This window comes from Rhizobium sp. OAE497 (assembly GCF_040546565.1).
Lineage (GTDB): Bacteria > Pseudomonadota > Alphaproteobacteria > Rhizobiales > Rhizobiaceae > Rhizobium.
Map to the genome: position 1 here is coordinate 47,966 of NZ_JBEPOA010000001.1, position 23,558 is coordinate 71,523.

Below are 23,558 nucleotides of genomic sequence, written 5' to 3' on the forward strand. Positions count from 1 at the left end.
ATGCCTTGTTCAGATGTCTTTAACCAAGACGGGGGATAATTTTAACGTTCGGGCAATTTCTACCAGACCCGCACGCGAAGACAAACAAAACTCGCGAGCGGTTTCCGGCGAATGTCACGGCCCGGCTGATGAGCGGGCGCGCCCGCTTACCATTTCGAGCGAACGGAAACTCCATGCGTGGAATCACTCTGAAGTCCTGCCTTGCTATTGCGGTTGGTCTGATGCTGTCGGCAAGCGCCGTCGAATCTGCGTATGCGCAAGCGGCCAAGGGCCCGAGCGGCCTGCCGCTGCCGCGCTTCGTGACGCTGAAGTCGAAGCGCGTCAATCTGCGCATCGGCCCCGGAACCGATTATGCCGCTTCCTGGATGTACCTCAAGGCCGGCCTGCCGGTGGAGATCATCCAGGAATATGACAACTGGCGCCGCATCCGCGATGCCGACGGCACGGAAGGCTGGGTCAACCAGTCGCTGCTGTCAGGCCAGCGCTCGGCGCTTGCTGCGCCGTGGATGAAGGGCAAGGGGAAATCTGTCTTCGTCAACATGCGCCGCGAACCGCAGTCTTCGGCAACCATCGTCGCCAAGCTGGAGCCTGGCGTGATGATCCATATCGGCGAGTGCAATGGCGACTGGTGCCATGCAGATGCCGACGGCGCCGAAGGATGGGTGGCGCAGTCGGAAATCTGGGGTGCTTACCCCGGCGAAGCCTTTAAATAAGCTTCGCCTCGCGGGCTGCTTCGGCAAGCGACTTCATCGGCCGGGGGCCGATCTGCTGGATGACGATGCCGGCCGCCAGGCAGCCGAGTTTGCCGCAATCCTCGAGCGTGCGGCCCTGCGTGTAGCCGTAGAGGAAGCCGGAAGCGAAGAGATCGCCGGCGCCCGTCGTATCGACGACCTCGTTGATGTGGATCGCATCGACATACCAGCGCTCGCTGCCCTTCAGGATCACCGCGCCGTCTTCGCTCATCGTCACGGCGGCAATCTTGCAGTCCTTGGCGATCTTGTTCAGCGCTTCCTCGAAATCGTCGGTCTCATAGAGCGACAGCGCTTCCTGCTTGTTGGCGAAGACGATGTCGACAGTGCCGGAGCGCATCAGGTCGAGGAATTCCGCACGGTAGCGGCCGACGCAGAAGCTGTCCGAGAGCGTCATCGACACCTCGCGGCCATTCTCATGGGCGATGCGGGCGCATTCGCGGATCGCTTCCTTGGCGCGCGGCGGATCCCAGAGGTACCCCTCGAAATAGGTGACCTTGGCATCGGCGACGACATCGCTCTCGACGTCTTCGGGTCCGAGCTCGACACAGGCGCCGAGATAGGTGTTCATCGAACGCTCGCCGTCATCGGTGACGAAGATCATCGAGCGCGCCGTCGGCGGGAACTTGCCCTTCGGCTTGGTCTGGTAGTGAACGCCCTGGGCGCGGATGTCGTGCGCGAAGATCTCGCCCAGTTGGTCGTCGGCGACCTTGCCGAAATAGGCGGCCTTGGCGCCGAGGCTTGCGGCACCGGCTGCCGTGTTGCCGGCGCTGCCGCCCGATGCTTCCAGAGCCGGTCCCATGCGGGAATAGAGCAGCTCGGCGCGTTCGGCATCGATGAGGTTCATCGCCGCCTTGGTGATCTTGTTGTCAATGAGGAACTGGTCGTCGCAACGCGCGATAATATCGACGATGGCGTTGCCGACAGTCAGAACATCGAATTTGGTCATGAAATGGGAGGTCCCGGATTTTGTGATAGCCGGGGTTTGGTCTTAGCGGAATTTCCGCTGATGGAAAGGAAAAAGGCTTTGGCGGCGGTTTTCTTCGCAAAAATGCCGCCAATCCGTCATGCCGCTGTCACCATGGACACCTAAATAAGCTCTCAAGCAGACCGGCATGAGCATCCAAGGATGTGGCCGGGTGAGAAGGGATGATGCCCTTCGACTGTTCCGGAAGCGGCGCTGACCACGGATGAACTGGCAGCATCGCGCACCGGGTGTCCGGCAAGACCGGATGCGGAAAAGCGGGCCTTGCCCGCTTTTTTTGTTTTCGCGGCTTCGAATGTTGGGACCAACGGGTTTGTCAACGCGCCGCCTTTGCTGTTAGACCTTGAGCTCCCCGCGCCAAGGCAGTTCTCCCCGCATGACAGCTATCGTTTTCGACGTCCTCCCCATCTTCATCATGATCCTGATCGGCTGGCTGATCGTGAAAGCGGGGCTGATGAAGTCGGATACGGGGGACGCGCTCAGCGATTTCGTCTTCAAAATCGCCGTGCCGATGCTGCTCTTCCGCACCATCGCCGAGGCTGACTTCCACGGCGCTTCGCCCTTCCGCCTCTGGATCGCCTATTTCTCCGGCGTCGCCGTCACCTGGACTGTCGGCCATATCGCCGCGACCAGGCTTTTCGGCCGCGATGCCCGCATCGGCGTTCTCGCCGGCGTCTCCTCGGCCTTCGCCAACACGATCTTCGTCGGCTTGCCGCTGGTCCAGCGCACCGTCGGCGACAAGGGTCTCGTGCCGCTTTCGATCCTGATTGCCGTGCATCTCCCCGTCATGATGATCGTCGGCACGATCCTGATGGAGCGTGCCGAACACAAGATCTCCGGCGCCGCCGACCGCAGCATCCTGAAGCTTCTCCGGCAGATCGGCCTCAATCTCATCCGCAATCCGCTGGTGATCGGCCTGGCGGCTGGTGCTGCCATGCACCTGCTTGGCCTGACGATGCCGGGTCCGGTCGAAAACATCGTCGATCAGATTGCCGGTGTTGCCGGTCCGGTCGCGCTGATTTCGCTCGGCATGGCTCTGGAGAAATACGGCGTATCGGGCAATCTCGGCATCGCCAGCGTCACCTCCGCCTGCAAGCTTCTGCTGCTGCCCTGCTGTGTCTGGATCGCCAGCCACCTCGTCGGGCTCGCGCCTGATTGGACGGCGGCGCTGGTGCTGATCGCTTCGGTTCCGACCGGCGTCAACGCCTGGCTGATCGCCAACCGCTTCGGCGTCGGCCACAGCCTCGCGGCCTCGACGATCACCGTGACTACCGCACTCGGCGCCATTTCGGTCTCGCTCTGGGCCTATATCCTCGGCGCCTGACGCCGCAGGCGCGCAAAAGAAAAGCCCGGCTTGCGGCCGGGCTTCAATCTCTTTTCCGATATGTCGATCAGCTTACTGCGTGATCGTATCCGGAGCGTTCGGGTCCGGCAGCGGGGCCGGCGAATCGGCCAGCGTGTGCAGGTAAAGGATGACGTTGGCGCGATCCTGTTCCTTCGGCAGACCGGCAAAGCCCATGGCGGTGCCCGGGACCTGCTTCTTCGGAGCCATCAGGAAGTGGTTCAGGTGGTCGAAGGTCCACTTTTCAGCGCCGCCTTTGGAGAAGTCCTTCATAGCGGACGAATAGGCGAAGCCCTCATGCGAAGCGATCGGGCGATCGACGAGACCATAGAGGTTCGGACCGACTTTGTTCGGCCCCCCCTTGGTCGCGTCATGACAGGCCTGACACTTCTTGAAAATCGTTTCGCCGGCCTTGGCGTCAGCCGTCGGCAGCAGCTTTGCGATCGGGACCATTGCAGCGGCAGCACTCGCTTCGCCACCGCCAGCAGCTGGCGTCTCCTCGGCGACGATCGTGAAGCCTTCCTTCTCCGGCGCTTCTGAATGGAAGATTCCTTCGGACGCGATGGAGACCGACATCAGGACGAAAATCGTTCCGAGCAGCGCACCAACGGCCGTATTGACGTAAGAATTCATCTGCAATGCTCCCCGTGCAGTCGGCAGACCCTAAAAAGGTACCATCTTGAAATCGCGCGGAACCTATGTCTTTTGGCTGTTCGTTGCAACTGTCTAAATGGTCCTGTACGTGAGACTTTTTGACACTTTTCCGCCCGGAATAGAAGGCCCGACAGATGACTGGTTCAAATTTAGATGACGTCCTCGTTCTGATCCCGGCACGCATGGCTTCGACCCGGCTGCCGGGCAAGCCGCTTGCCGATATCTGCGGCCTGCCGATGATCGTTCAGGTCGCCAAGCGCGCCGAGGAGGCGGCCATCGGCCGCGTGGTCGTTGCCGTCGACGATCAGCGTGTGTTCGACGCCGTTTCCAAGGCCGGTTTCGAGGTCATCATGACGCGTTCCGATCACCAGTCCGGCTCGGACCGCATTCACGAGGCGCTGCAGAAGGTCGATCCGGAAGGCAAGGCGAAGATCATCGTCAACGTCCAGGGCGACCTGCCGACCATCGAGCCGGAAACCATCCGCGCGTCACTCCGTCCGCTCGAGGATGCATCGGTCGATATCGCTACGCTGACGATCGAGATCGACAACGAGGAAGACAAGACCGCGCCGCATATCGTCAAGGTCGTCGGTTCGCCGCTTTCCGGGACACGCCTGCGCGGTCTCTATTTCACCCGGGCGACGGCACCCTATGGCAAGGGCCCGCTCTATCATCATATCGGCCTCTATGCTTACCGCCGGTCGGCCCTCGAGCGCTTCGTCTCGCTCGGCCCGTCGGTGCTCGAGCTGCGCGAATCGTTGGAACAGCTGCGAGCAGTCGAAGCCGGCATGCGCATCGATGCGGAGATCGTTGACACCGTGCCGCTCGGCGTAGATACGCCCGCCGATCTCGAAAAGGCCCGCCGCATTCTTTCGGCAAGACAGGCTTGAGGACATAGACATGAACACCAAGACAAACAGGATTTCGTTCCAGGGCGAGTTCGGCGCCAACTCCGACATGGCCTGCCGCGACATGTTCCCGACCATGGAGCCGCTGCCCTGCCAGACCTTCGAGGATGCCTTCACGGCGCTCGAAAGCGGCGAGGCGGATCTCGCGATGATCCCGATCGAGAACACGATCGCCGGCCGCGTCGCCGATATCCATCATCTGCTTCCCGATTCCAGGCTGCATATCGTCGGCGAATATTTCATGCCGATCCGCTTTCAGCTGATGGTGCTGCCGGGCGTCTCCAAGGATGAGATCCGCACCGTCCACAGCCACATTCACGCGCTTGGCCAGTGCCGCAAGATTGTCCGCGCCAACGGCTGGAAGCCCGTCATCGCCGGCGATACGGCGGGTGCTGCCAAGATGGTGCAGGAAACCGGAGACCGGACGATGGCAGCGCTTGCGCCGCGTCTCGCCGCCGATCTCTACGGCCTGGATATCGTCGCCGAAAATGTCGAGGACACCGAGAGCAACGTGACGCGCTTCGTCGTGCTGTCGCGCGATGAGGAGTGGGCGAGCCGCTCGAACGAGGAAGAGAAGATCGTCACGACCTTCGTCTTCAACGTCCGCAACATTCCGGCCGCGCTCTACAAGGCGCTTGGCGGCTTCGCGACCAACAACATCAACATGACGAAGCTGGAAAGCTACCAGATCGGCGGCAAGTTCATTGCCACGCAGTTCTATGCCGATATCGAAGGCCATGCGAATGACAGCAATGTCCGTCAGGCGCTGGAGGAGTTGCGCTTCTTCTCGGAGAAGGTCCGCATTCTCGGGGTGTACAAGGGCCATCCCATGCGCGGCCTGCTGCACAAGTAACAAAAAGGGCGCCTCGGGCGCCCTTTTTCGTTTCACTTGTCGGGCTCACAGACCCGAAGACGATGGCCATCGGGGTCGAGCACCACGAAGGTCGGGCCGAAGTCGAGATCGACGAGTTCCTGGGCGATCGGCAGGCCACGCTTGCGCCAGTCGTCATACTACTTGGCGACACCGTTGTCGCCGGGCACCATGAAGGCGATTTCGCCGCGATTGCCGATCGCCGAAGGCTGCGGTTCGACATTGCTGCGGCGCCAGAGGCCGAGCGTGAAGCCGCCGTCGAGCGGAAAGGCGACGAAGTTCGGTGCGGCAACGGCCGGCTCGCGGCCGAGGATGTCCTTGTAGAAACTGGCGCTTTCGGCCGGATCCTTGACATAGAGAATGATGAGGTTGGGACTGGTCATGGTCGTATCCTTTTGTTGGAGATGGCTGCATGAATGCGTGCCGCAGCGATCCGCTGCGGCGGTATGAAATTTCTGGTCTTGGGTATTATCGGTTGCCGGCTAGGCTTCGGCTTCCTGGCAGGTCCAGGCGGACAGGCCGAGGTCGCGCCGCATGCCCGAAGACATCGACTGCGGATCGAGGCGGGGAGCGTCGCCCCTCGCCATGTTACGCGATGCGTTCTGCATCATGCGCAGCATCAGGGACTGCCGATAACCCGCATCGGCAGAAGATGTCTCGACAAGGCGGTCGCTGTATTTCGCGGTGCTGAGTTTCACGCTCGTCATCATCGGTTCTCCTTCTGGATTGGTACCGATAATAGCGCGCTCTACTGTCAGATTCTGGCAGTAGCCTTTAGCGTTCGACGGGCACGTGTTCGATCTCGCGCCATTCCTTCATCAGCGCGCTGCGGCGGCGCGGATAGCGCTCGTCATGCGGCGTCATGTCGATGATGCGGTCGGTGCGGAAATGGCGGAAGCCGCGGCGCAATTCGCACCAGGCCATCACCATGCGGATATGCTCGAAATAGCCGAGCGCGAACGGCCAGACCCGCCGCAGCGAGATGCGGCCCTGCTCGTCGCTGTAATGCAGTTCGAGGATGCGTTCGGTGCGGATCGCCTTGCGGATCAGGGCGACGTCGGCCTTGTCCTCATTGGCGCGCTTCGGGCCGACGAGCAGCGTCGCCGATTCGATTGTCTCACGCATCTCCTCGGGCAGGACGGCAGCGATCTTTGCCAGCGCATCGGCAGCTGCACCCGCAAGCCGGGGCTCCGCCGAGCGGTTCACCCAGCGCGATCCCAGCACCAGCGCTTCGAGTTCCTCTTCGGAAAACATCATCGGCGGCAGCATGAAGCCGGGTTTCAGCACATAGCCGACGCCGGCTTCGCCCTCGATCATCGCCCCTTGGCTCTGCAGGCTGGCAATGTCGCGGTAGAGCGTGCGCAGGCTGACGCCGGTCTGCTCGGCCAGGATCACGCCACTGACGGGGCGGCGGTGCCGCCGAAGCACCTGGAGAAGAGCAAGAAGCCTTTCCGAGCGCGAGACCGGCATGACCTATCGCTTCCACTCCACCCAGTCGCGCATCAGGCGATGGGCGATGGCGCCTTTCGGCGGCGAGGCCTGGCCGTTGGCGCCGGGGCGCTCCAGCATCTCGATCGTCTCCTCGCGGGTAAACCAGCGGCAGTCTTCGAGTTCGGCCTCGTCGCGATTGATCTCGCTCGACTTCGCCTCGGCATAACAGCCGATCATCAGCGTATGCGGCATCGGCCAGGGCTGCGAGGCGTGATAGCGCACACGACCGGTCTTGATCCCGGACTCTTCCAGTGTCTCACGGCGCACGGCGTTCTCGATCGTTTCGCCGGGCTCGACGAAACCGGCAAGGCAGGAATACATGCCCGGCGCAAAATGCGGCCCGCGTCCGAGCAGGCAGAGATCGCGCTTCTCGTCGATCGTCAGCATGATGACGACAGGATCGGTGCGCGGGAAGATCATGTGTTCGCAGGCATTGCAGATCCGCTTGTAGCCACCGATCTTCAGCTCCATGCCGCCGCCGCAGCGGCCGCAGAATTTGTTGTCGCCGTTCCAGCGGATCAGGCTCGCTGCCTGGGCGAATTCGCCGAGCAGCACGTCGTCGAGAAGCTGGTCGCGATAGAGCGTGCGCCCGTCGGCCGGCTTGTAGTGGCTGGCAAGCTCTTCTTCCGGCACGCCGACGGGGACGGCAAGCCGGGGTTCACCGGATTTGCGATAGCCGAGAAGAATTGTCTCGTCCCAATGCGGCTGCAGCTCCTGCAGTTCATAGCGCGCAAAGAGCGGATCGAGCACCTGGCCGTCATGCTTGAGGACCAGCTTGTCCTTGGCGAAGGCGAAGATATGCGTGCCATCCTTGGCGAGCGCCGTCTCGACCGATTTCTCGTCGCGATGTTCGGAGTCGCGGTTCAGGTCGTTTGCCGCAAAGGCGGTGAGGTTGCTCGGCTCCGGATGCGGAATGTCCGTATCGAAAATTGAAGAATTCATGATGAAAGGGCTTCCCGCAATGTCGTTATGAACTGCGCTCGCTTCTCGTCCTCGTAAGGCTCGGCCTTGCCGAACCCCCAGATGGGTCCCGGCCAGTTGGCATCGCCTTCGAAGCGGGCAACGACATGAACATGAAGCTGGCGCACGACATTGCCAAGGGCCCCGACATTGATTTTTGTGGCGCCGGTCACCGTCTTCAGCGCGCTCGCCACCATGTCGGTCTCGAAGGTCAGCATCACCTGGTCGAGTGGCGTCAGCTCGAAGATCTCGGTAATCTCCGCGCGGCGGGGAATGAGGATCAGCCACGGCCAGCGCGCATCCTTCGACAATCGGAGATCGCAGAGGCCTGTGAGCATGATACTGGTGCTGTCATTTTCGAGCCGGGGGTCGAGCGCGAAATCCGCCAAAGTGCTTTCCTCCATTGTTTTCCAATGATTAGCAGTTTTTTTTGAGCTTGGCTTGCTTTTGATGACGATATTGCCGATATGTGGCTCCGGGAGGTTGGTGGTGGACGAGCCACTCGCCAACCGGGTCAGGTCCGGAAGGAAGCAGCCCTAACGAGCCCGGCACGGGTCATCGTGCCAGCCTCCCACCCTTCTCTCCATTCTTTGCCCGCATTGCCGGGCGACAAGCAGGGCGATGAGCGACACCGAGCGACAATCACAAGATGCCGCCTCGACGGGCACCGGTTACCGGGTGCTGGCACGCAAATACCGCCCCAAGGACTTCACGGACCTGATGGTCGGCCAGGAGCCGATGGTCCGCACCCTGACCAACGCTTTCGAGACCGGGCGCATCGCGCAGGCTTACATGCTGACCGGCGTTCGCGGCGTGGGTAAGACCACGACGGCGCGCATTCTGGCGCGTGCGCTGAACTACAAGACCCCTGACATCGACAAGCCGACGATCGACCTGCGCGTCCCTGGCGAACATTGCCAGGCGATCATGGAAGGCCGCCATGTCGATGTCATCGAGATGGACGCCGCCTCGCATACGGGTATCGATGACATCAGAGAGATCATCGAGCAGGTGCGCTACCGTCCGGTTTCGGCGCGCTACAAGGTCTATATCATCGACGAAGTGCACATGCTCTCGACAGCAGCCTTCAACGGGCTGTTGAAGACGCTCGAGGAACCGCCCGAGCATGTGAAGTTCATTTTCGCCACCACCGAAATCCGCAAGGTTCCGATCACCGTCCTGTCGCGCTGCCAGCGCTTCGATCTGCGCCGCATCAGCGCGTCGGATCTCGTTGGCCTGTTCACGACGATCGCTGCCAAGGAGGGCATCGAGGCTGAGCCGGATGCGCTCGCCATGATCGCCCGTGCCGCCGAAGGCTCGGCGCGTGACGGCCTCTCGCTGCTCGACCAGGCGATTGCCCATGGCGGCGGCGCGGTTCAGGCCGAGGCCGTGCGCGGCATGCTGGGTCTTGCCGATCGCGCCCGTATCGTCGATCTCTTCCAGCATGTGGTGAAGGGCGATGTCGCCTCGGCGCTCAACGAATTCCAGGCGCAGTATGAAGCGGGTGCCAACCCCGTCGTCGTGCTCACCGATCTTGCCGATTTCACGCATCTCGTGACGCGCCTGAAATATGTGCCCGATGCCGCCAATGATCCGTCGCTGAGCGAGATCGAGCGCACCAAGGCTTCCGAATTTGCACAGGGCGTGGCGGTGACGACGCTTTCGCGCATGTGGCAGATGCTGCTGAAGGGCATTCCGGAGACGGAAGGTTCTTCGCGCACCGCAGGTGCTGCCGAAATGGTGCTGATTCGTCTTGCCCATGCCGCACATCTTCCCGCACCGGAAGATGCCGCCCGCAGGCTTGCGGAATTCTCCGACAATGGTGGTGGTTCCGGCCGCCCGGTTCCGTCGGGCAATGGCGGAGGCGCCCACGTCTCCTATCAGTCGGCAGCTTTGGCGCGTGCGCCCGAAACCACGCCGCGCCCGCAGCCGAATGGCGGCCCGACCGCGATGCTGCGCGCCGTGCCCAATCCCAATCCCCAGCCGATGCAGGCCGGGCGCATCGAAAGTCGGCCCGCCGAGGCACCGAAGCCTCTGGTCGCGGTCAATTCGATCGCCGATATCGTCAATCTGGCCGGTGAAAAGCGCGACGCCAAGGTCAAGGCGCTGGTGCGGACCTTCGTTCGTCCCGTCAAGATCGAGCCCGGCCACCTTGATGTCAACCTGACCGAGGGCGCGCCGTCGACGCTGCTCAACGAGCTTGCCGTCAAGCTCAAGGAATGGACCGGCATCCACTGGATCGTCAGCCTGAGCCGCGAGCCCGGTCAGCCGACCATGGTCGAGGCCGAGGCTCGGGCCAAGGAACAGCAGGTCATCGATGCCCGCCAGGATCCGGATGTCGCCGCAATCCTCGCCCAGTTCCCCGGCGCAAAGATCATCGACGTCCGCGTCAGGGCGCCGGAGCCGGAGGAAGAGGGCGATATCGCTCCGCCCGCCGCTGCCGAATCCGCCGAGGGTGACATCCTCCCGGGCGATGACATAGAATTCTAGACTTTCAGAGAAGGACAAGACGATGCGCGACCTCATGGGAATGATGGGCAAAGTCAAGGAAATGCAGGCCAAGATGGAGCAGATGCAGGCGGAAATCGCCGAGCTCAAGGCCGAAGGCAAGGCAGGCGGCGGCCTCGTGACCGTTGTCCTGAACGGCAAGGGCGAGATGCAGAGCCTGAAGATCGATCCGTCGCTCTTCAAGGAAGACGATGTTGAAATCCTCGAAGACCTGATCGTTGCCGCCCACAAGGATGCCAAGGACAAGGCCGAAGCCGTCGCTGCCGAAAAGACCAAGGCGCTGACCGCTGGCCTGCCGATCCCGCCCGGCTTCAAAATGCCGTTCTGATCGCTGAAATCTTATTGCCGGGAGGAGAACTGACATGCTGACGCTGACGACGCTGCTGGTTTTTGCCGGCGCTCTTTTCATCGCTGCCGGTACGCCCGGCCCAAGCGTTGCGGCCCTCGTCGCCCGCGTCATCTCGAAGGGCGCGCGCGATGTGCTGCCCTTCCTGTTCGGCATGTGGGCGGGGGATGCCATCTGGCTGACCTGCGCCATCGCCGGCCTATCGGCGATCGCCGAAACCTTCTACCACGCCTTCGTCGTCATCAAGTGGCTCGGCATTCTCTATCTTCTCTACCTCGCCTGGAAGATGTGGTTCGCCAAGCCTGACGTCGAGGAAGAGGAATTGCCGCAGGCCCGCTCGCGCGGCCGGATGTTCCTGACGGGCCTGGCGATCGCGCTCGGCAATCCGAAGATCATGATGTTCTACATCGCGCTGCTGCCGTCGATCATCGACATCCGCGCCGTCTCCTTCGGCGGCTGGGCGGAGCTGGTGGTGACACTGCTCGTCGTTCTCGCGGTCGTCGATTTCACCTGGATGTTCTTGGCCGCGAAGGCCCGCAGCTTTCTCAAGAGCCGCCGCGCCGTGATGATCGCCAACCGCGCCAGCGCCGCCACCATGGCCGGTGCCGCCATGGCGATCGCTACCCGTTGATTGACGGCTGCGCCTCCAGCTGTGCCCGCAGCTTGTAATGGATGGGCGCTGCCAGATAGCGCTCGCGGTCCTCGGCAGAAAGTTTTCGCCCGAACGTCTCCATCATCTCAGGCATCGTCACCTTCGCGCCGGCGAACGGGCGATATTCGACTGTCATCCCGGCTTCTACGATCCCATTGGCAAGCACGCGGCAATAAATGCCCGGCCGTCCAGCCTTGGTGTAGCGCTTGACGAAGCGCGGATCGTCCATCCTGGCGGCAAACGTCGCGCAGGGGATGCGGGCGGAAGTGACCTCCAGAACAAGATCGCCTGCGATAAACCTGTCGCCGACCGAAACGTCGCGATTGTCGAGCCCGTCGATGACGAGGTTCTCGCCGAAGGTGCCGGGCGCAATCTCCCTGTCGAGCTCGTCGCTCCACCAGTCGAGTGTCTCCGACCCCTCGATATAGACGGCCTGATCGACGCCGCCGTGATAGGTGCGGTTGCAGATCGCGTCGCCGACCAGTCCCTCGGCATCGATCATCACGCCGCCGCCGACCGCATGCTTGAAGATACCGGTCTTGTATTTCTTGCCTGGCAGCCGCTCTGGGCTGCCGGTGCAGACCGCTTTTATTTTCATGGCGGCGGCATTCCTTCCGCGATTCCGTTTTGGCGACATATGGGCTAAGAACGGCACATGGCAACGCGAGTCACCGGCCCCGAAATCGAAAAACTCATCCAGCTTCTGGCGAAGGTGCCGGGCCTCGGGCCGCGCTCGGCGCGCCGCGCCGCGCTGCATCTGATCAAGAAGAAGGACCAGCTTCTCGGTCCTCTCTCCCATGCCATGGGCGATGCCTATGACAAGGTGAAGGTCTGCTCGCGCTGCGGCAATGTCGATACTGTCGATCCCTGCACCGTCTGCACCGATGACCACCGCGACCAATCCGTCATCATCGTCGTCGAGGACGTGTCCGACCTCTGGGCGCTGGAGCGCGCCGGCGCCATGAACGCCGCCTACCATGTTCTCGGCGGCACGCTGTCGCCGCTCGATGGCGTCGGGCCCGATGATCTCAACATCCGCGGCCTGATCGATCGGGTCGGCGAGGGCGGCATCCGCGAGCTGATCATCGCCGTCAACGCCACCGTCGAAGGGCAGACCACAGCGCACTATATAACCGACCAGCTCTCCGGGCTCGAGGTGAAGATCACCCGTCTCGCCCATGGCGTGCCGGTCGGCGGCGAGCTTGATTATCTCGATGAGGGAACGTTGGCGGCGGCACTTCGTGCACGAACGGCCATCTGAGGGGGAATGTCCGAATTGAAGATCCTTGCGCGTCTTTCGATCCTGACCGCCGCACTCGCTGTCTCGTTTCATCTTCCAGCGCAAGCCGCGCCATCCAAGGCCGCCGTCGAAGCGCAGTTCGAGAAATGGGTGCAGAACGACCTGCGGCCGGAAGCCGAGAAGAACGGCATCTCGGCCAAGACCTTTCAGGCGGCCTTTTCGGGTATCGAGCTCAACTGGGATCTTCCCGATTTGGCGCCGCCCGGTTTCCCGCCGCCGAAGGACCGCAAGCAGACGCAGGCCGAATTCTCCTCTCCCGCTCCCTATTTCAACGAGGATCGGTTGAAGAAGCTCGCCATGACCGGCCGCGGCTTCGCCTCGCAATACGCCTCTACCCTCAAGAGGATCGAGAAGACCTATGGCGTGCCGGGCTCGATCGTCCTCGCCATCTGGGGCCGAGAGACCGGGTTCGGCGCCGCCAAGATCCCCAATTCGGCGATCCAGGTTCTGGCAACCAAGGCCTTCATGTCGACCCGCAAGGAGATGTTCCGCACCGAGTTGATCGCGGCGCTCCACATCATCGACGGCGGTGATGTGACCCCTGCGGACTTCAAGGGCTCCTGGGCCGGTGCGCTCGGCCAGCCGCAGTTCATGCCGACGAGCTATCTGAAATACGCCGTCGATTTCGATGGCGACGGCCATCGCAATATCTGGACCTCGGTGCCGGATACGCTGGCATCGATAGCCAACTATCTGGTCAAGAAAGGCTGGCAGCGCGACCGCGACTGGGGCTTCGAGGTGACGATCCCCGCCTCGGTCTCTTGCGCCCAGGAAGGTCCCGATCTTGCCAAGCCGCTGTCGCAATGGGCCTCGCTCGGCATAGACCGTATCACTGGCAAGGGTTTCCCGTCTTCGGAACTGAAGGCGGATGGCATGATGCTGGTGCCGGCCGGCCGCGACGGCCCGGAATTCATCGTCACGCCGAACTTCTACGTCATCAAGGAATACAACAACTCCGACCTCTACGCGCTCTATATCGGCAATCTCGCCGATCGCATCGCCTATGGCTCCGACTCTTTCCAGGGCGCCTGGGGCGATGTCGGGAAGATGCTGCGCTCGGATGTGGCGGCGATGCAGAAGGCGCTGGAGCGCCAGGGCTATGATGTCGGCGGCTCCGACGGGCTGCCGGGCTACAAGACACGCCGTTCGATTGGCCAGTGGCAGGTAAAGAACGGTGAGAAGCCGACCTGCTATCCCGAGGCGTCGATGATCGGAAAGCTGAAATAGTCGTCAGAGACTGAGCTTCATGCCCTCATGGCTCGCCGTGAATCCGAGCTTCTCATAGAAGCGGATGGAATCCGATCTCGACTTGTCGCTGGTGAGCTGCACCAGCTTGCACCCGCGCTCGCGGCAGGCCTCGATTGCCCATTCGATGAAGCGCGTGCCGAGCCCGCTGCCGCGTTCCGTCGCGGCGATGCGGACACTCTCGATCTGCCCGCGCCACATGCCGGTGCGCGAAAGCCCGGGAATGAAGGTCAGCTGCAGGCAGCCGACCGGATTGTCGCGATCGTCGACCGCGACGGCAAGCAGCTGGTTCCGGTCTGAGTCGATGGCGGCGAAGGCTGAGGTATAGCGCTCGTCGATAGGGTCGGAAACCGTCTCCCGGCTCATCCCGAGCGCATCGTCGGCCAGCATCGCAATGATGGCGGGGAGATCGCTTTCCCTGGCTCGTCTGAACATCGCACGGGCACCTAGTGATGAATGTCGATCGGCGGCTTGTGGAACACGTCGTCGGATGGCGGTATCGCCTGGCGCTCGATCATACGGTGGACATGCGGCAATTCCGTGCCCCGATGCAGCGCCCGCAGCCGATCGGTATTCTCGGCATCGGCCTGGGTGCGGCGCTGGTTGTGGCGGATATATTCGACCCATGTCGGCGTATGATAGCTCTCCGTCCAGATGCCGGGATTTTCGAGATCGCGCATCAGCGCCCAGGCCCGCGCGCCATCGCGAATGCGGATCCGCCGCCGCTCGCCCATCAGCTTCAGGAACTCAGGAAGATCCTCGTCGCCGATGATGTAGTCGATCTGGATGACGATCGGGCCGCTGCGTGGCGTGATGTCGAGGCCGAGCGCCGGCTCGATGAAGCGGTTGAGCGGATCGAGATTGAGCGATGCAAAGGCCGGCATCGAGAAGCGTAGGCCGATGACGATGCCGACGAGCATGACCGCCGCCGAGCCATAGAGCGCATTGGAAACGCCGAACTCGTCGGCTGCGATACCCCAGAGCCAGCTGCCACCGGCAATACCGCCGAAGGTTACCGTCTGATAGAGCGACAGCGCCCGGCCGACGACCCAGCGCGGCGTCGAGAGCTGCACGATCGTGTTGAAGAGCGACAGCGCCAGAACCCAGCAGCCGCCCGAGATCAGCAGGCCGGCGCAGGTGAGGATGGCGAAAGGGCTGGCAGCGGTGATCGCCATGCTGAGAGCAAAGCCGGCGAAGGCATAGCGGATGATCGTCTCGCTGCTCAGCGCATCGCGCAGCCGCGCGTTCAGCGCGCCACCACCAATGGCGCCGATGCCGAAGGAGCCGAGCATGAAGCCGTAGGTCAGTGGGCCTCCGGAGACGAGATTGATCGCGACGATCGGCAGCAACGCCAGAATGGAGCTCGCGCCGACGCCGAAGATGAAGCCGCGCACGAGCACTTTCTCGAGGTTCGGCGACATCGAGATATAGCGGAGCCCGGCGAAGATTGCGCTGCCGAGACTTTCGCGCGGCAGCGTCGAGGCGGGCAGGGAGGGCTTCCAGCGCTTCAGTGCATAGATCAGCGCCAGATAGCTCACCGTATTGACTGCAAAGGCCGCCGCAGCACCAGCGGCCGCAACGATGACGCCGCCGATCGCCGGGCCGACGCTGCGGGTCATGTTGAAGCCCATGCTGTTCAGCGTCACTGCATTTGGCAGATCCTCGCGCGGCACCATGTCGCCGACCGAAGCCTGCCAGGAGGGATTGTTGAGCGCCGTGCCGCAGCCGATCAGGAAGGTGAAGATCAGCAGAAGCCAGGGCGTGATCCAGCCGATCAGCGCACAGGCCGTCAGCACGGCCGAAACGGCGAGCATCAGACATTGCGCCGTCAGCATCACGCGGCGCCGGTCGAAATTGTCGGCGAGCGCGCCCGAGACCAGCGAGAACAGCATGATCGGCAGCGCCGTCGATGTCTGCACCAGCGCCACCATGTCCTCGGAGGCGGTGATCGTCGTCATCATCCAGGCGGCGCCGACGGCCTGGATCAGTCCGCCGAAATTCGACGCAAGGCTCGCAAACCAGATTCTGCGATAGGTTTCATGCTTCAGCGGCCCCAGCGTGGAAGAATTCGACGGCACGTCCCCTCCGTCCGGATTTGCTCCGGCTTGTCTTGTTCTCGTCCTGCCCAATATATGACGATGCGAGGCCGAGGCTAGGCAGGGATTTGCATCCGGGGCGCATTTGGCGCCAGAGCTTGCATTTTCGGAAAAACGGGCCTATATGCCACTCAAATTCTTGATCGTACGATGAAGAGTGGGCCGCAAGGACCCGCTCTTTTTTATTAGCTCGATCATGCAAAATGCTTTGAAATTTGCGAGGAGCGCACCGCTTGTCGGACCAGACAAACGTAGAAAACGAACTTGAGCCGCGGCTGATTACCGAGACCGGGCTTGACCAGCGCCTTGCCGACATCATCGAGCCTGTGCTTGTCGGCATGGGCTTCCGCCTGATCCGCGTCCGCATGCTGAATCAGAACGGCGCGACGCTGCAGATCATGGCAGAGAAGAACGATGGCACCATGACCGTCGAGGATTGCGAAGAGGTCTCCACGGCCGTTTCGCCGGTCCTCGATGTGGAAGATCCGATCGATCGGGAGTATCATCTCGAAGTGTCGTCTGCCGGTATCGACCGCCCTCTGGTGCGCAAGTCGGATTTCGTCCGCTGGCAGGGACACCTTGTGAAGTGCGAAACGTCGATCATGATCGGCAACCGCAAGCGGTTCCGCGGCAAGATTCTGGAATCGAATGCAGATGGCTTCACGCTCGAGCGTGACCAGGTTGCCTATGGCGAAGAGCAGAAGGTGGAAATCCCCTTCACGGCCCTTTCCGACGCCAAGCTTATCCTGACCGACGATCTGATCCGCGACGCTCTTCGCGCCGACAAGGCTGCGAAGGCGGAAGCCGCGAACCAGAACGACGCGGAAGACCAAGAATAACCGATCAACTACAGGCTCCAGGGACGGGAACCCGGAAGGCCAAGACGGAGAGATAAAACAATGGCAGTCAGTGCGAACCGGCTTGAGCTTCTGCAGATCGCAGATGCAGTGGCGCGCGAAAAAGTCATCGACCGCGAAATCGTGCTGGCCGCTATGGCCGATGCGATCCAGAAGGCGGCTCGCTCCCGTTACGGCTCGGAATCGAACATCCGCGCCGACATCAACCCGAAGACCGGCGAAATCCGTCTGCAGCGTCTGCTCGAAGTCGTCGAGAAGGCCGAGGATTACTCCACGCAGATCCCGCTGGAACTGGCCCGCGACCGCAACCCCGACGCAGCACTTGGCGATTTCATCGCCGATCCGCTGCCGCCGATGGATTTCGGCCGCATCGCGGCGCAGTCCGCAAAGCAGGTCATCGTCCAGAAGGTTCGCGAAGCCGAGCGTGATCGCCAGTTCGACGAGTTCAAGGACCGCGTCGGCGAGATCGTCAACGGCACCGTCAAGCGCGTCGAATACGGTAACGTCATCGTCGACCTCGGCCGTGGCGAAGGCATCATCCGTCGCGACGAAATGATCCCGCGCGAAAACGTCCGCTATGGCGATCGCGTCCGCGCATACGTATATGATGTCCGTCGCGAACAGCGCGGCCCGCAGATCTTCCTGTCGCGCACGCATCCGCAGTTCATGGTGAAGCTCTTCACCATGGAAGTTCCGGAAATCTACGACGGCATCATCCAGGTTCGCTCGGTTGCCCGTGATCCGGGTTCGCGCGCCAAGATCGCCGTTATCTCGAACGATAGCTCGATCGATCCGGTCGGCGCCTGCGTTGGTATGCGCGGTTCGCGCGTTCAGGCCGTTGTCGGTGAGCTCCAGGGCGAAAAGATCGACATCATTCCGTGGTCGCAGGATCCGGCGACCTTCGTGGTCAACGCCCTGCAGCCGGCTGAAGTCGCCAAGGTCGTTCTCGACGAAGATGCAGAGCGCATCGAAGTCGTCGTTCCCGACGAGCAGCTGTCGCTCGCCATCGGCCGCCGCGGTCAGAACGTTCGTCTGGCCTCGCAGCTGACCGGCTGGGACATCGACATCATGACGGAAGCCGAAGAGTCGGAGCGCCGTCAGAAGGAATTCAACGAGCGCACCAACCTATTCATGGATGCTCTCGACGTTGACGAAATGGTCGGTCAGGTCCTGGCTTCCGAAGGCTTCGCAGCCGTTGAAGAGCTGGCCTATGTCGATCTCGACGAAATCGCCTCGATCGACGGTTTCGACGAAGACACCGCGCAGGAAATCCAGACCCGCGCCCGCGAATATCTCGAAAAGCTCGAAGCCGAGATGGACGAGAAGCGCAAGGCGCTCGGCGTTACCGACGAGCTGCGCCAGATCAACGGCATTACCGCCCAGATGATGGTCGCCCTCGGTGAAGACGGCATCAAGACGGTCGAGGACTTCGCCGGTTGCGCAGCAGACGATCTCGTCGGCTGGACCGAGCGCAAGAATGGCGAAACCAAGAAGTTCGAGGGTCTCTTCTCGAAGTTCGATGTTTCGCGCGTCGAAGCTGAACAGATGGTCGTTCAGGCCCGCCTGCTGGCTGGCTGGATCACCGAGGAAGACCTTGCGAAGGAAGCCGAAGCCGTTGAGGCCGATGCTGCCGAGCAGGACGCATAATGACCGCGCAGCCGGACACTTCTCCTGAGGATGATGATCTTGCAGGTTACGACGTGAACGGCCGCATGTGCATCGTGACGCGCGAAAGCGGATCGCCGGATGAGCTGATCCGCTTCGTGGCCGCTCCCGATGGCTCCATCATTCCGGACCTCAAGCGTCAGCTTCCGGGCCGGGGATGCTGGGTGAAGATCGACCGTTCGCTGGTCGACAAGGCGGTGGCGAAGAAGACCTTCGCCCGCGCTTTGAAGGCCGACGTGAAGGCTGCCGATGATCTCGGCGAAACCGTCGACCGGCTGCTGGCACAGCAGCTGATGCAGATGATGAATATGGCCCGCAAGGCCGGTCAATTCATCACCGGCGCCTCGAAAGTGGATGCTGCGATCCGCGCTGGCGCGGCGATCGCGGTCTTTCATTCGACCGGAGCGGCCGATGATGGCGTGCGAAAGATAGATCAGGCTCGCAAGGCCTGGCACCTCGGAATGGAAACCGAGGAAGAAATACCTTCCTTCCGTCTCTTCTCGGAGAGCGAAATGGAAGGGGTGATGGGCCAGAATGCTTTTATCCATGCCGCAGTGCTTGCAGGGCAGGCAGGTGAGGGTGTAGTGAAGCGCGCAAAGATGCTCGAGCAGTACCGCAATGGCGGTCAGTCGCGAGCGCCGGGCAGCGCTGGCCGGCAAAAACAATGATACGGGCGACCGGCATCTGCCGGCCCATCATTGATCGACTTATGTGATTGACAGGGTCTGATGACGTCATCGATCCCTGTCCGAAGGAACGGGATCGAATGACCGATAGCAATGACGACAAGACACTTGGTGCAACGGGCAAGAAGACGCTGACCCTGAAACCGTCGGGGATAAGCCAGGGCACCGTGCGCCAGGATATGGGTCGCGGTCGCACCAAAGCGGTCGTCGTCGAGACCCGCAAGCGGCGCCCGATGCGCCCTGAAGACGAACGTCCGGTCGCACCTGCTCCGGCAGCGCCGCGCGCAGCCGAGCCTGCACCCGCGCCTGTCCAGGCTCGTCCGCAGCCGCAGGCACCGGCACCCCGTATCCAGCAGCCCAGCTCTCAGCAGCAGGCTCCGCGCCAGCAGGACCGTCCGCGTCCGGTGGTGCTGAACCATCTGTCGCCGGAAGAAATGGATGCGCGCCGTCGCGCTCTTGCCATGGCGCAGGTTCGCGAAGCTGAAGACGCGGCTCGCCGTGTCGAGGAAGAGAAGCGCCGCGCTGTCGAAGAAGCCGCCCGTCAGGCCGCTGAAGCTGAAGAGGCTGCGCGCCGCGCCGCTGAAGAAGCTGCCCGTCCGCCGGCACCTCCGGTCGTTGAAGCCCCGGCACCGGCTCCGGCTGCAGAGCCTGTTCAGGCCCGTGCGGCTCAGCCGTCGGCACCTGCTGCCCGCCGCCCCGATGCCGCACCGGCCCCTGGCGCCGCGCGTCCCGGATCTGCAGCTGCTCCGGCAGCCGCCCGCGGCCGCCGCGAAGGCGAAGAAGATGATCGCAGCGGTGCTGCGCGCGGTGCTCCGGCACGCGGCCGTGTTGTCCGCCCGGAACCGGCAAAGCCCGTCACCACCCGTCCGAAGGGCGAGGAAGATCGCCGTCGCGGCAAGCTGACGATCGGCACGGCCGGCGTTGACGACGAAGGTGCGCGCGGCCGCTCGATGGCTGCCACCCGCCGCCGTCAGGAAAAGTTCCGCCGCAGCCAGATGCAGGAAACCCGCGAAAAGGTCATTCGCGAAGTCATCCTTCCTGAAACCATCACCATTCAGGAACTGTCGCAGCGTATGTCTGAACGCGCCGTCGACGTCATCAAGTACCTGATGAAGGAAGGCCAGATGATGAAGCCGGGCGACGTCATCGACGCCGACCTCGCAGAACTCATCGCCAGCGAATTCGGCCACACCGTCAAGCGCGTCTCGGAATCCGACGTCGAAGAAGGTATCTTCGACAAGGCCGACGATGCCGGCGAAATGGTTTCGCGTCCGCCTGTCGTCACCATCATGGGTCACGTCGACCACGGCAAGACCTCGCTGCTCGACGCCATTCGCCAGGCAAACGTTGTCTCGGGCGAAGCCGGTGGCATCACCCAGCATATCGGTGCCTATCAGGTCGAACAGAACGGCCAGAAAATCACCTTCATCGACACCCCCGGCCACGCCGCCTTTACGGCCATGCGTGCCCGCGGTGCGCAGGCGACGGATATCGCGATCCTGGTGGTCGCGGCCGACGACAGCGTGATGCCGCAGACGATCGAGTCCATCAACCACGCCAAGGCGGCTGGTGTTCCGATCATCGTGGCGATCAACAAGATCGACAAGCACGAAGCCAAGCCGGACCGCGTCCGGCAGCAGCTTCTGCAGCACGAAGTCTTCGTGGAATCGCTCGGCGGTGAAGTGCTCGACGTCGAAGTCTCGGCCAAGAACAAGACGAACCTCGACAAGCTGCTCGAAGCCGTCCTGCTGCAGGCCGAAATTCTCGACCTCAAGGCCGACCCGACCCGTACTGCCGAAGGCACCGTCATTGAAGCCCAGCTCGACCGTGGCCGTGGTGCTGTTGCGACCGTTCTGGTCCAGAAGGGTACGCTGAAGCCGGGCCAGATCATCGTTGCCGGCGATCAGTGGGGCCGCGTCCGCGCGCTCGTCACCGACAAGGGCGACCATGTCAAGGAAGCCGGTCCGGCGACCCCGGTCGAAGTTCTCGGCCTTTCCGGCACGCCGGCTGCGGGCGACAAGTTTGCCGTCGTCGAAAACGAAGCCCGTGCTCGCGAAATCTCCGAGTACCGCCAGCGTCTGGCGCGCGACAAGGCAGCTGCCCGCCAGTCCGGCCAGCGCGGTTCGCTCGAACAGATGATGAGCAAGCTGCAGAATACGGGCTACAAGGAATTCCCGCTGGTCATCAAGGGTGACGTGCAGGGCTCGATCGAAGCCATCATCGGCGCCCTGGACAAGCTCGGTACCGACGAAGTGCGTGCCCGCATCGTTCATTCGGGCGCCGGCGCCATCACCGAGTCGGATATCTCGCTTGCCGAGTCCTCCGATGCTGCGATCATCGGCTTCAACGTCCGCGCCAATGCACAGGCACGTACCGCTGCCGAGCGTGGTGGTATCGAGATCCGCTACTACAACATCATCTACGATCTGGTGGATGACGTGAAGGCGGCGATGTCGGGCCTGCTGTCGCCGGAACGTCGCGAGACCTTCCTCGGCAATGCCGAGATCCTCGAGGTGTTCAACATCACCAAGACCGGCAAGGTCGCGGGTTGCCGCGTCACGGAAGGCAAGGTCGAGCGTGGTGCAGGCGTGCGCCTCATCCGCGACAACGTCGTCATCCACGAAGGCAAGCTCAAGACGCTCAAGCGCTTCAAGGACGAAGTATCGGAAGTTCCGGTCGGTCAGGAATGCGGTATGGCCTTCGAGAACTACGAAGACATCCGCGCCGGCGATGTCATCGAGTGCTTCCGCGTCGAGCATATCACCCGCTCGCTCTGATCGCGCGGACCTGTATCATGGACGGGCGCCGGATCACATAAGGCCGGCGCCCGAACCTTTTGAGGCAAAGAAAAATGGCAACAAGACCGACAACCTCCGCTCCTTCCCAGCGCATGCTGCGCGTCGGCGAGCAGGTGCGCGCTGCGATCACGCAGGTCCTGCAGCGCGGCGAAGTCCGCGACGACGTGATCGAAAAGACCGTGATCTCCATCTCCGAAGTGCGCATGTCGCCCGATCTGAAGATCGCGACCGCCTTCGTGACGCCGCTCGGCGTCTCCGATCATGACAAGGTGATCGCGGCGCTGAACAAGAATGCGAAATACATCCGCGGCCGCCTCGGCAATCAGCTGCGCCAGATGAAATACATGCCGGAAGTCCGCTTCCGCGACGATACGAGCTTCGACAATTACAAGAAGATCGATGAGCTCCTGCGCTCTCCGGAGGTCAGCCGCGACCTCGATGACGACGCTGACGCCTGATAACAGAAGAAGACATGTCCAAACCACGTAAACCCAAGGGCCGCCCGGTTTCCGGCTGGCTGATCCTCGACAAGCCGGTGGATTTCGGCTCCACGGAAGCCGTTTCCAAGATCAAGTGGCTGTTCAAGGCGCAGAAGTGCGGCCATGCCGGCACGCTCGATCCGCTCGCCTCCGGCATGCTGCCGATCGCGCTTGGCGACGCCACCAAGACTGTTCCTTACGTCATGGATGGCCGCAAGATCTACGAATTCACGGTCACCTGGGGCGAAGAGCGCGCCACCGACGACCTCGAGGGTGACGTCACCCAGAGCTCGGACAAGCGCCCGTCGGAAGAACAGATCCACGCCCTGCTGCCGGGCTATACCGGCGTCATCAATCAGGTCCCGCCGCAGTTTTCGGCGATCAAGATTGCCGGCGAGCGCGCCTATGACCTCGCCCGTGAGGGCGAGGCTGTCGAGATCCCGTCGCGCGAAGTCGAGATCTTCCGCCTGACGCTGCTCTCCTGCCCGGATGCCAGCACCGCGCATTTCGAAGTCGAATGCGGCAAGGGCACCTATGTCCGCGCTCTTGCCCGTGATTTCGGCCGCGAACTCGGCTGCTACGGTCATATCTCGGGTCTCCGCCGCACCTTCGTCGCTCCTTTCGCCGAAGACAGCATGATCCCGCTCGCCGATCTGGTCGCTCTCGAAGCGATCGAGGATCAGGACGAGCGTCTGGTCGCCCTCGACGCGCTGCTGATCGACACCAGCGAGGCGCTTTCCGCGCTGCCGCATCTCATCGTCAACGACGACCAGGCGCACCGCCTGAAAATGGGCAATCCGATCCTGGTGCGCGGCCGCGATGCGCCGATCACCGAGAGCGAAGCCTATGCGACGGCACGCGGCAAGCTGATCGCCATCGGCGAGATCGGCCAGGGCGAATTCCGCCCGAAGCGCGTCTTCGGCTGAGGCCACAGGAGCCTTGAGGAGGCGTGCCAGTCATGCCTCT

Annotated in this window: 24 protein-coding genes, 1 other RNA gene and 1 pseudogene; 16 read left to right on the forward strand and 10 right to left on the reverse strand. The window is 62.4% G+C overall.

Annotated features, from left to right (window positions below; genetic code table 11):
- Positions 1–173: 173 nt before the first annotated feature.
- Entirely contained in the window at positions 174–713 is a 540-nt protein-coding gene (locus tag ABIE40_RS00220; RefSeq protein ID WP_112714248.1) for an SH3 domain-containing protein, read from the forward strand.
- Here ABIE40_RS00220 and ABIE40_RS00225 read toward each other — a convergent pair.
- Positions 706–1,698: an adenosine kinase gene (locus ABIE40_RS00225; RefSeq protein ID WP_199629877.1), complete on the reverse strand. Its 993-nt coding sequence runs from the start codon at positions 1,696–1,698 to the stop codon at positions 706–708. The genes ABIE40_RS00220 and ABIE40_RS00225 overlap by 8 nt on opposite strands.
- Before the next feature lie 412 nt (positions 1,699–2,110).
- Here ABIE40_RS00225 and ABIE40_RS00230 point away from each other — a divergent pair, with 412 nt between their 5' ends.
- Entirely contained in the window at positions 2,111–3,058 is a 948-nt protein-coding gene (locus ABIE40_RS00230) for an AEC family transporter (RefSeq protein ID WP_130279403.1), read from the forward strand.
- Positions 3,059–3,130: 72 nt separating this feature from the next.
- Here the strand turns inward: ABIE40_RS00230 and ABIE40_RS00235 are convergent, their stop codons facing one another.
- Complete coding sequence (locus ABIE40_RS00235) at positions 3,131–3,709, reverse strand: c-type cytochrome (protein WP_112714242.1); 579 nt, start codon at positions 3,707–3,709, stop codon at positions 3,131–3,133.
- A gap of 155 nt (positions 3,710–3,864) precedes the next feature.
- Here ABIE40_RS00235 and ABIE40_RS00240 point away from each other — a divergent pair, with 155 nt between their 5' ends.
- Positions 3,865–4,620: a 3-deoxy-manno-octulosonate cytidylyltransferase gene (locus ABIE40_RS00240; RefSeq protein WP_199629876.1), complete on the forward strand. Its 756-nt coding sequence runs from the start codon at positions 3,865–3,867 to the stop codon at positions 4,618–4,620.
- A gap of 10 nt (positions 4,621–4,630) precedes the next feature.
- Positions 4,631–5,491 carry a prephenate dehydratase gene (locus ABIE40_RS00245; protein ID WP_112714238.1) on the forward strand — a complete coding sequence of 287 codons (861 nt, stop codon included), beginning with the start codon at positions 4,631–4,633 and terminating at the stop codon, positions 5,489–5,491.
- Positions 5,492–5,523: 32 nt separating this feature from the next.
- Here ABIE40_RS00245 and ABIE40_RS00250 read toward each other — a convergent pair.
- The 5 genes and pseudogenes from ABIE40_RS00250 to ABIE40_RS00270 all read right to left on the reverse strand — a co-directional run bounded on the left by ABIE40_RS00250 (position 5,524) and on the right by ABIE40_RS00270 (position 8,349).
- A pseudogene (locus ABIE40_RS00250) lies at positions 5,524–5,892 on the reverse strand (VOC family protein).
- Positions 5,893–5,991: 99 nt separating this feature from the next.
- On the reverse strand, positions 5,992–6,216 hold the full coding sequence (locus ABIE40_RS00255; protein ID WP_354540940.1) for a hypothetical protein: 225 nt from the start codon (positions 6,214–6,216) through the stop codon (positions 5,992–5,994).
- 67 nt (positions 6,217–6,283) lie between these two features.
- A complete protein-coding gene (locus tag ABIE40_RS00260; RefSeq protein WP_199629874.1) occupies positions 6,284–6,979 on the reverse strand; it encodes a helix-turn-helix transcriptional regulator in 696 nt (231 codons plus the stop codon).
- Between the two features lie 3 nt (positions 6,980–6,982).
- A complete protein-coding gene (gene nudC / locus ABIE40_RS00265) occupies positions 6,983–7,942 on the reverse strand; it encodes an NAD(+) diphosphatase (RefSeq protein WP_199629873.1) in 960 nt (319 codons plus the stop codon).
- Complete coding sequence (locus ABIE40_RS00270; RefSeq protein ID WP_199629872.1) at positions 7,939–8,349, reverse strand: HIT domain-containing protein; 411 nt, start codon at positions 8,347–8,349, stop codon at positions 7,939–7,941. The genes nudC and ABIE40_RS00270 overlap by 4 nt, the downstream gene beginning before the upstream one ends.
- A gap of 89 nt (positions 8,350–8,438) precedes the next feature.
- Between ABIE40_RS00270 and ffs the strand changes: the two genes are divergently transcribed.
- From ffs to ABIE40_RS00290, 4 genes are all read left to right on the forward strand, one after another.
- Positions 8,439–8,535: signal recognition particle sRNA small type (ffs, locus tag ABIE40_RS00275), an RNA gene on the forward strand.
- Between the two features lie 46 nt (positions 8,536–8,581).
- Positions 8,582–10,450 carry a DNA polymerase III subunit gamma/tau gene (locus ABIE40_RS00280; protein ID WP_130279396.1) on the forward strand — a complete coding sequence of 623 codons (1,869 nt, stop codon included), beginning with the start codon at positions 8,582–8,584 and terminating at the stop codon, positions 10,448–10,450.
- 22 nt (positions 10,451–10,472) lie between these two features.
- Positions 10,473–10,796, forward strand: coding sequence for a YbaB/EbfC family nucleoid-associated protein (locus ABIE40_RS00285; protein ID WP_112714224.1), 324 nt, complete (start codon positions 10,473–10,475; stop codon positions 10,794–10,796).
- Between the two features lie 37 nt (positions 10,797–10,833).
- Positions 10,834–11,445, forward strand: a complete 612-nt coding sequence (locus ABIE40_RS00290; RefSeq protein WP_130279466.1) for a LysE family translocator — start codon at positions 10,834–10,836, stop codon at positions 11,443–11,445.
- On the opposite strand, the gene ABIE40_RS00295 is transcribed toward ABIE40_RS00290, so the two are convergent.
- Entirely contained in the window at positions 11,435–12,064 is a 630-nt protein-coding gene (locus tag ABIE40_RS00295; RefSeq protein ID WP_354540941.1) for an MOSC domain-containing protein, read from the reverse strand. The two genes, ABIE40_RS00290 and ABIE40_RS00295, sit on opposite strands and share 11 nt — an antisense overlap.
- Positions 12,065–12,121: 57 nt before the next feature.
- Between ABIE40_RS00295 and recR the strand changes: the two genes are divergently transcribed.
- Both recR and ABIE40_RS00305 read left to right on the forward strand, forming a co-directional pair.
- The gene (gene recR / locus ABIE40_RS00300) at positions 12,122–12,727 is read left to right on the forward strand and encodes a recombination mediator RecR (RefSeq protein ID WP_199629870.1); all 606 of its coding nucleotides are present in this window, start codon (positions 12,122–12,124) and stop codon (positions 12,725–12,727) included.
- Between the two features lie 6 nt (positions 12,728–12,733).
- Positions 12,734–13,993, forward strand: a complete 1,260-nt coding sequence (locus ABIE40_RS00305) for a lytic murein transglycosylase (RefSeq protein WP_130279393.1) — start codon at positions 12,734–12,736, stop codon at positions 13,991–13,993.
- A 3-nt stretch (positions 13,994–13,996) separates the two neighbouring features.
- Here the strand turns inward: ABIE40_RS00305 and ABIE40_RS00310 are convergent, their stop codons facing one another.
- Positions 13,997–14,446 carry a GNAT family N-acetyltransferase gene (locus ABIE40_RS00310; RefSeq protein WP_199629869.1) on the reverse strand — a complete coding sequence of 150 codons (450 nt, stop codon included), beginning with the start codon at positions 14,444–14,446 and terminating at the stop codon, positions 13,997–13,999.
- 11 nt (positions 14,447–14,457) lie between these two features.
- Positions 14,458–16,089, reverse strand: a complete 1,632-nt coding sequence (locus ABIE40_RS00315; protein ID WP_199629868.1) for an MFS transporter — start codon at positions 16,087–16,089, stop codon at positions 14,458–14,460.
- A gap of 251 nt (positions 16,090–16,340) precedes the next feature.
- On the opposite strand from ABIE40_RS00315, the gene rimP reads away from it, so the two are divergent.
- From rimP to truB, 6 genes are all read left to right on the forward strand, one after another.
- Positions 16,341–16,946 carry a ribosome maturation factor RimP gene (gene rimP, locus ABIE40_RS00320; protein WP_112714212.1) on the forward strand — a complete coding sequence of 202 codons (606 nt, stop codon included), beginning with the start codon at positions 16,341–16,343 and terminating at the stop codon, positions 16,944–16,946.
- A 60-nt stretch (positions 16,947–17,006) separates the two neighbouring features.
- Complete coding sequence (gene nusA, locus ABIE40_RS00325) at positions 17,007–18,611, forward strand: transcription termination factor NusA (RefSeq protein WP_112714210.1); 1,605 nt, start codon at positions 17,007–17,009, stop codon at positions 18,609–18,611.
- Complete coding sequence (locus ABIE40_RS00330; RefSeq protein WP_210341259.1) at positions 18,611–19,297, forward strand: RNA-binding protein; 687 nt, start codon at positions 18,611–18,613, stop codon at positions 19,295–19,297. The genes nusA and ABIE40_RS00330 overlap by 1 nt, the downstream gene beginning before the upstream one ends.
- 98 nt (positions 19,298–19,395) lie before the next feature.
- The gene (gene infB / locus ABIE40_RS00335) at positions 19,396–22,092 is read left to right on the forward strand and encodes a translation initiation factor IF-2 (protein WP_199629867.1); all 2,697 of its coding nucleotides are present in this window, start codon (positions 19,396–19,398) and stop codon (positions 22,090–22,092) included.
- Positions 22,093–22,166: 74 nt separating this feature from the next.
- On the forward strand, positions 22,167–22,571 hold the full coding sequence (gene rbfA, locus ABIE40_RS00340) for a 30S ribosome-binding factor RbfA (protein ID WP_112714204.1): 405 nt from the start codon (positions 22,167–22,169) through the stop codon (positions 22,569–22,571).
- Positions 22,572–22,585: 14 nt separating this feature from the next.
- Positions 22,586–23,518, forward strand: a complete 933-nt coding sequence (truB, locus tag ABIE40_RS00345; RefSeq protein ID WP_199629866.1) for a tRNA pseudouridine(55) synthase TruB — start codon at positions 22,586–22,588, stop codon at positions 23,516–23,518.
- The last annotated feature ends 40 nt before the right edge of the window (positions 23,519–23,558 follow it).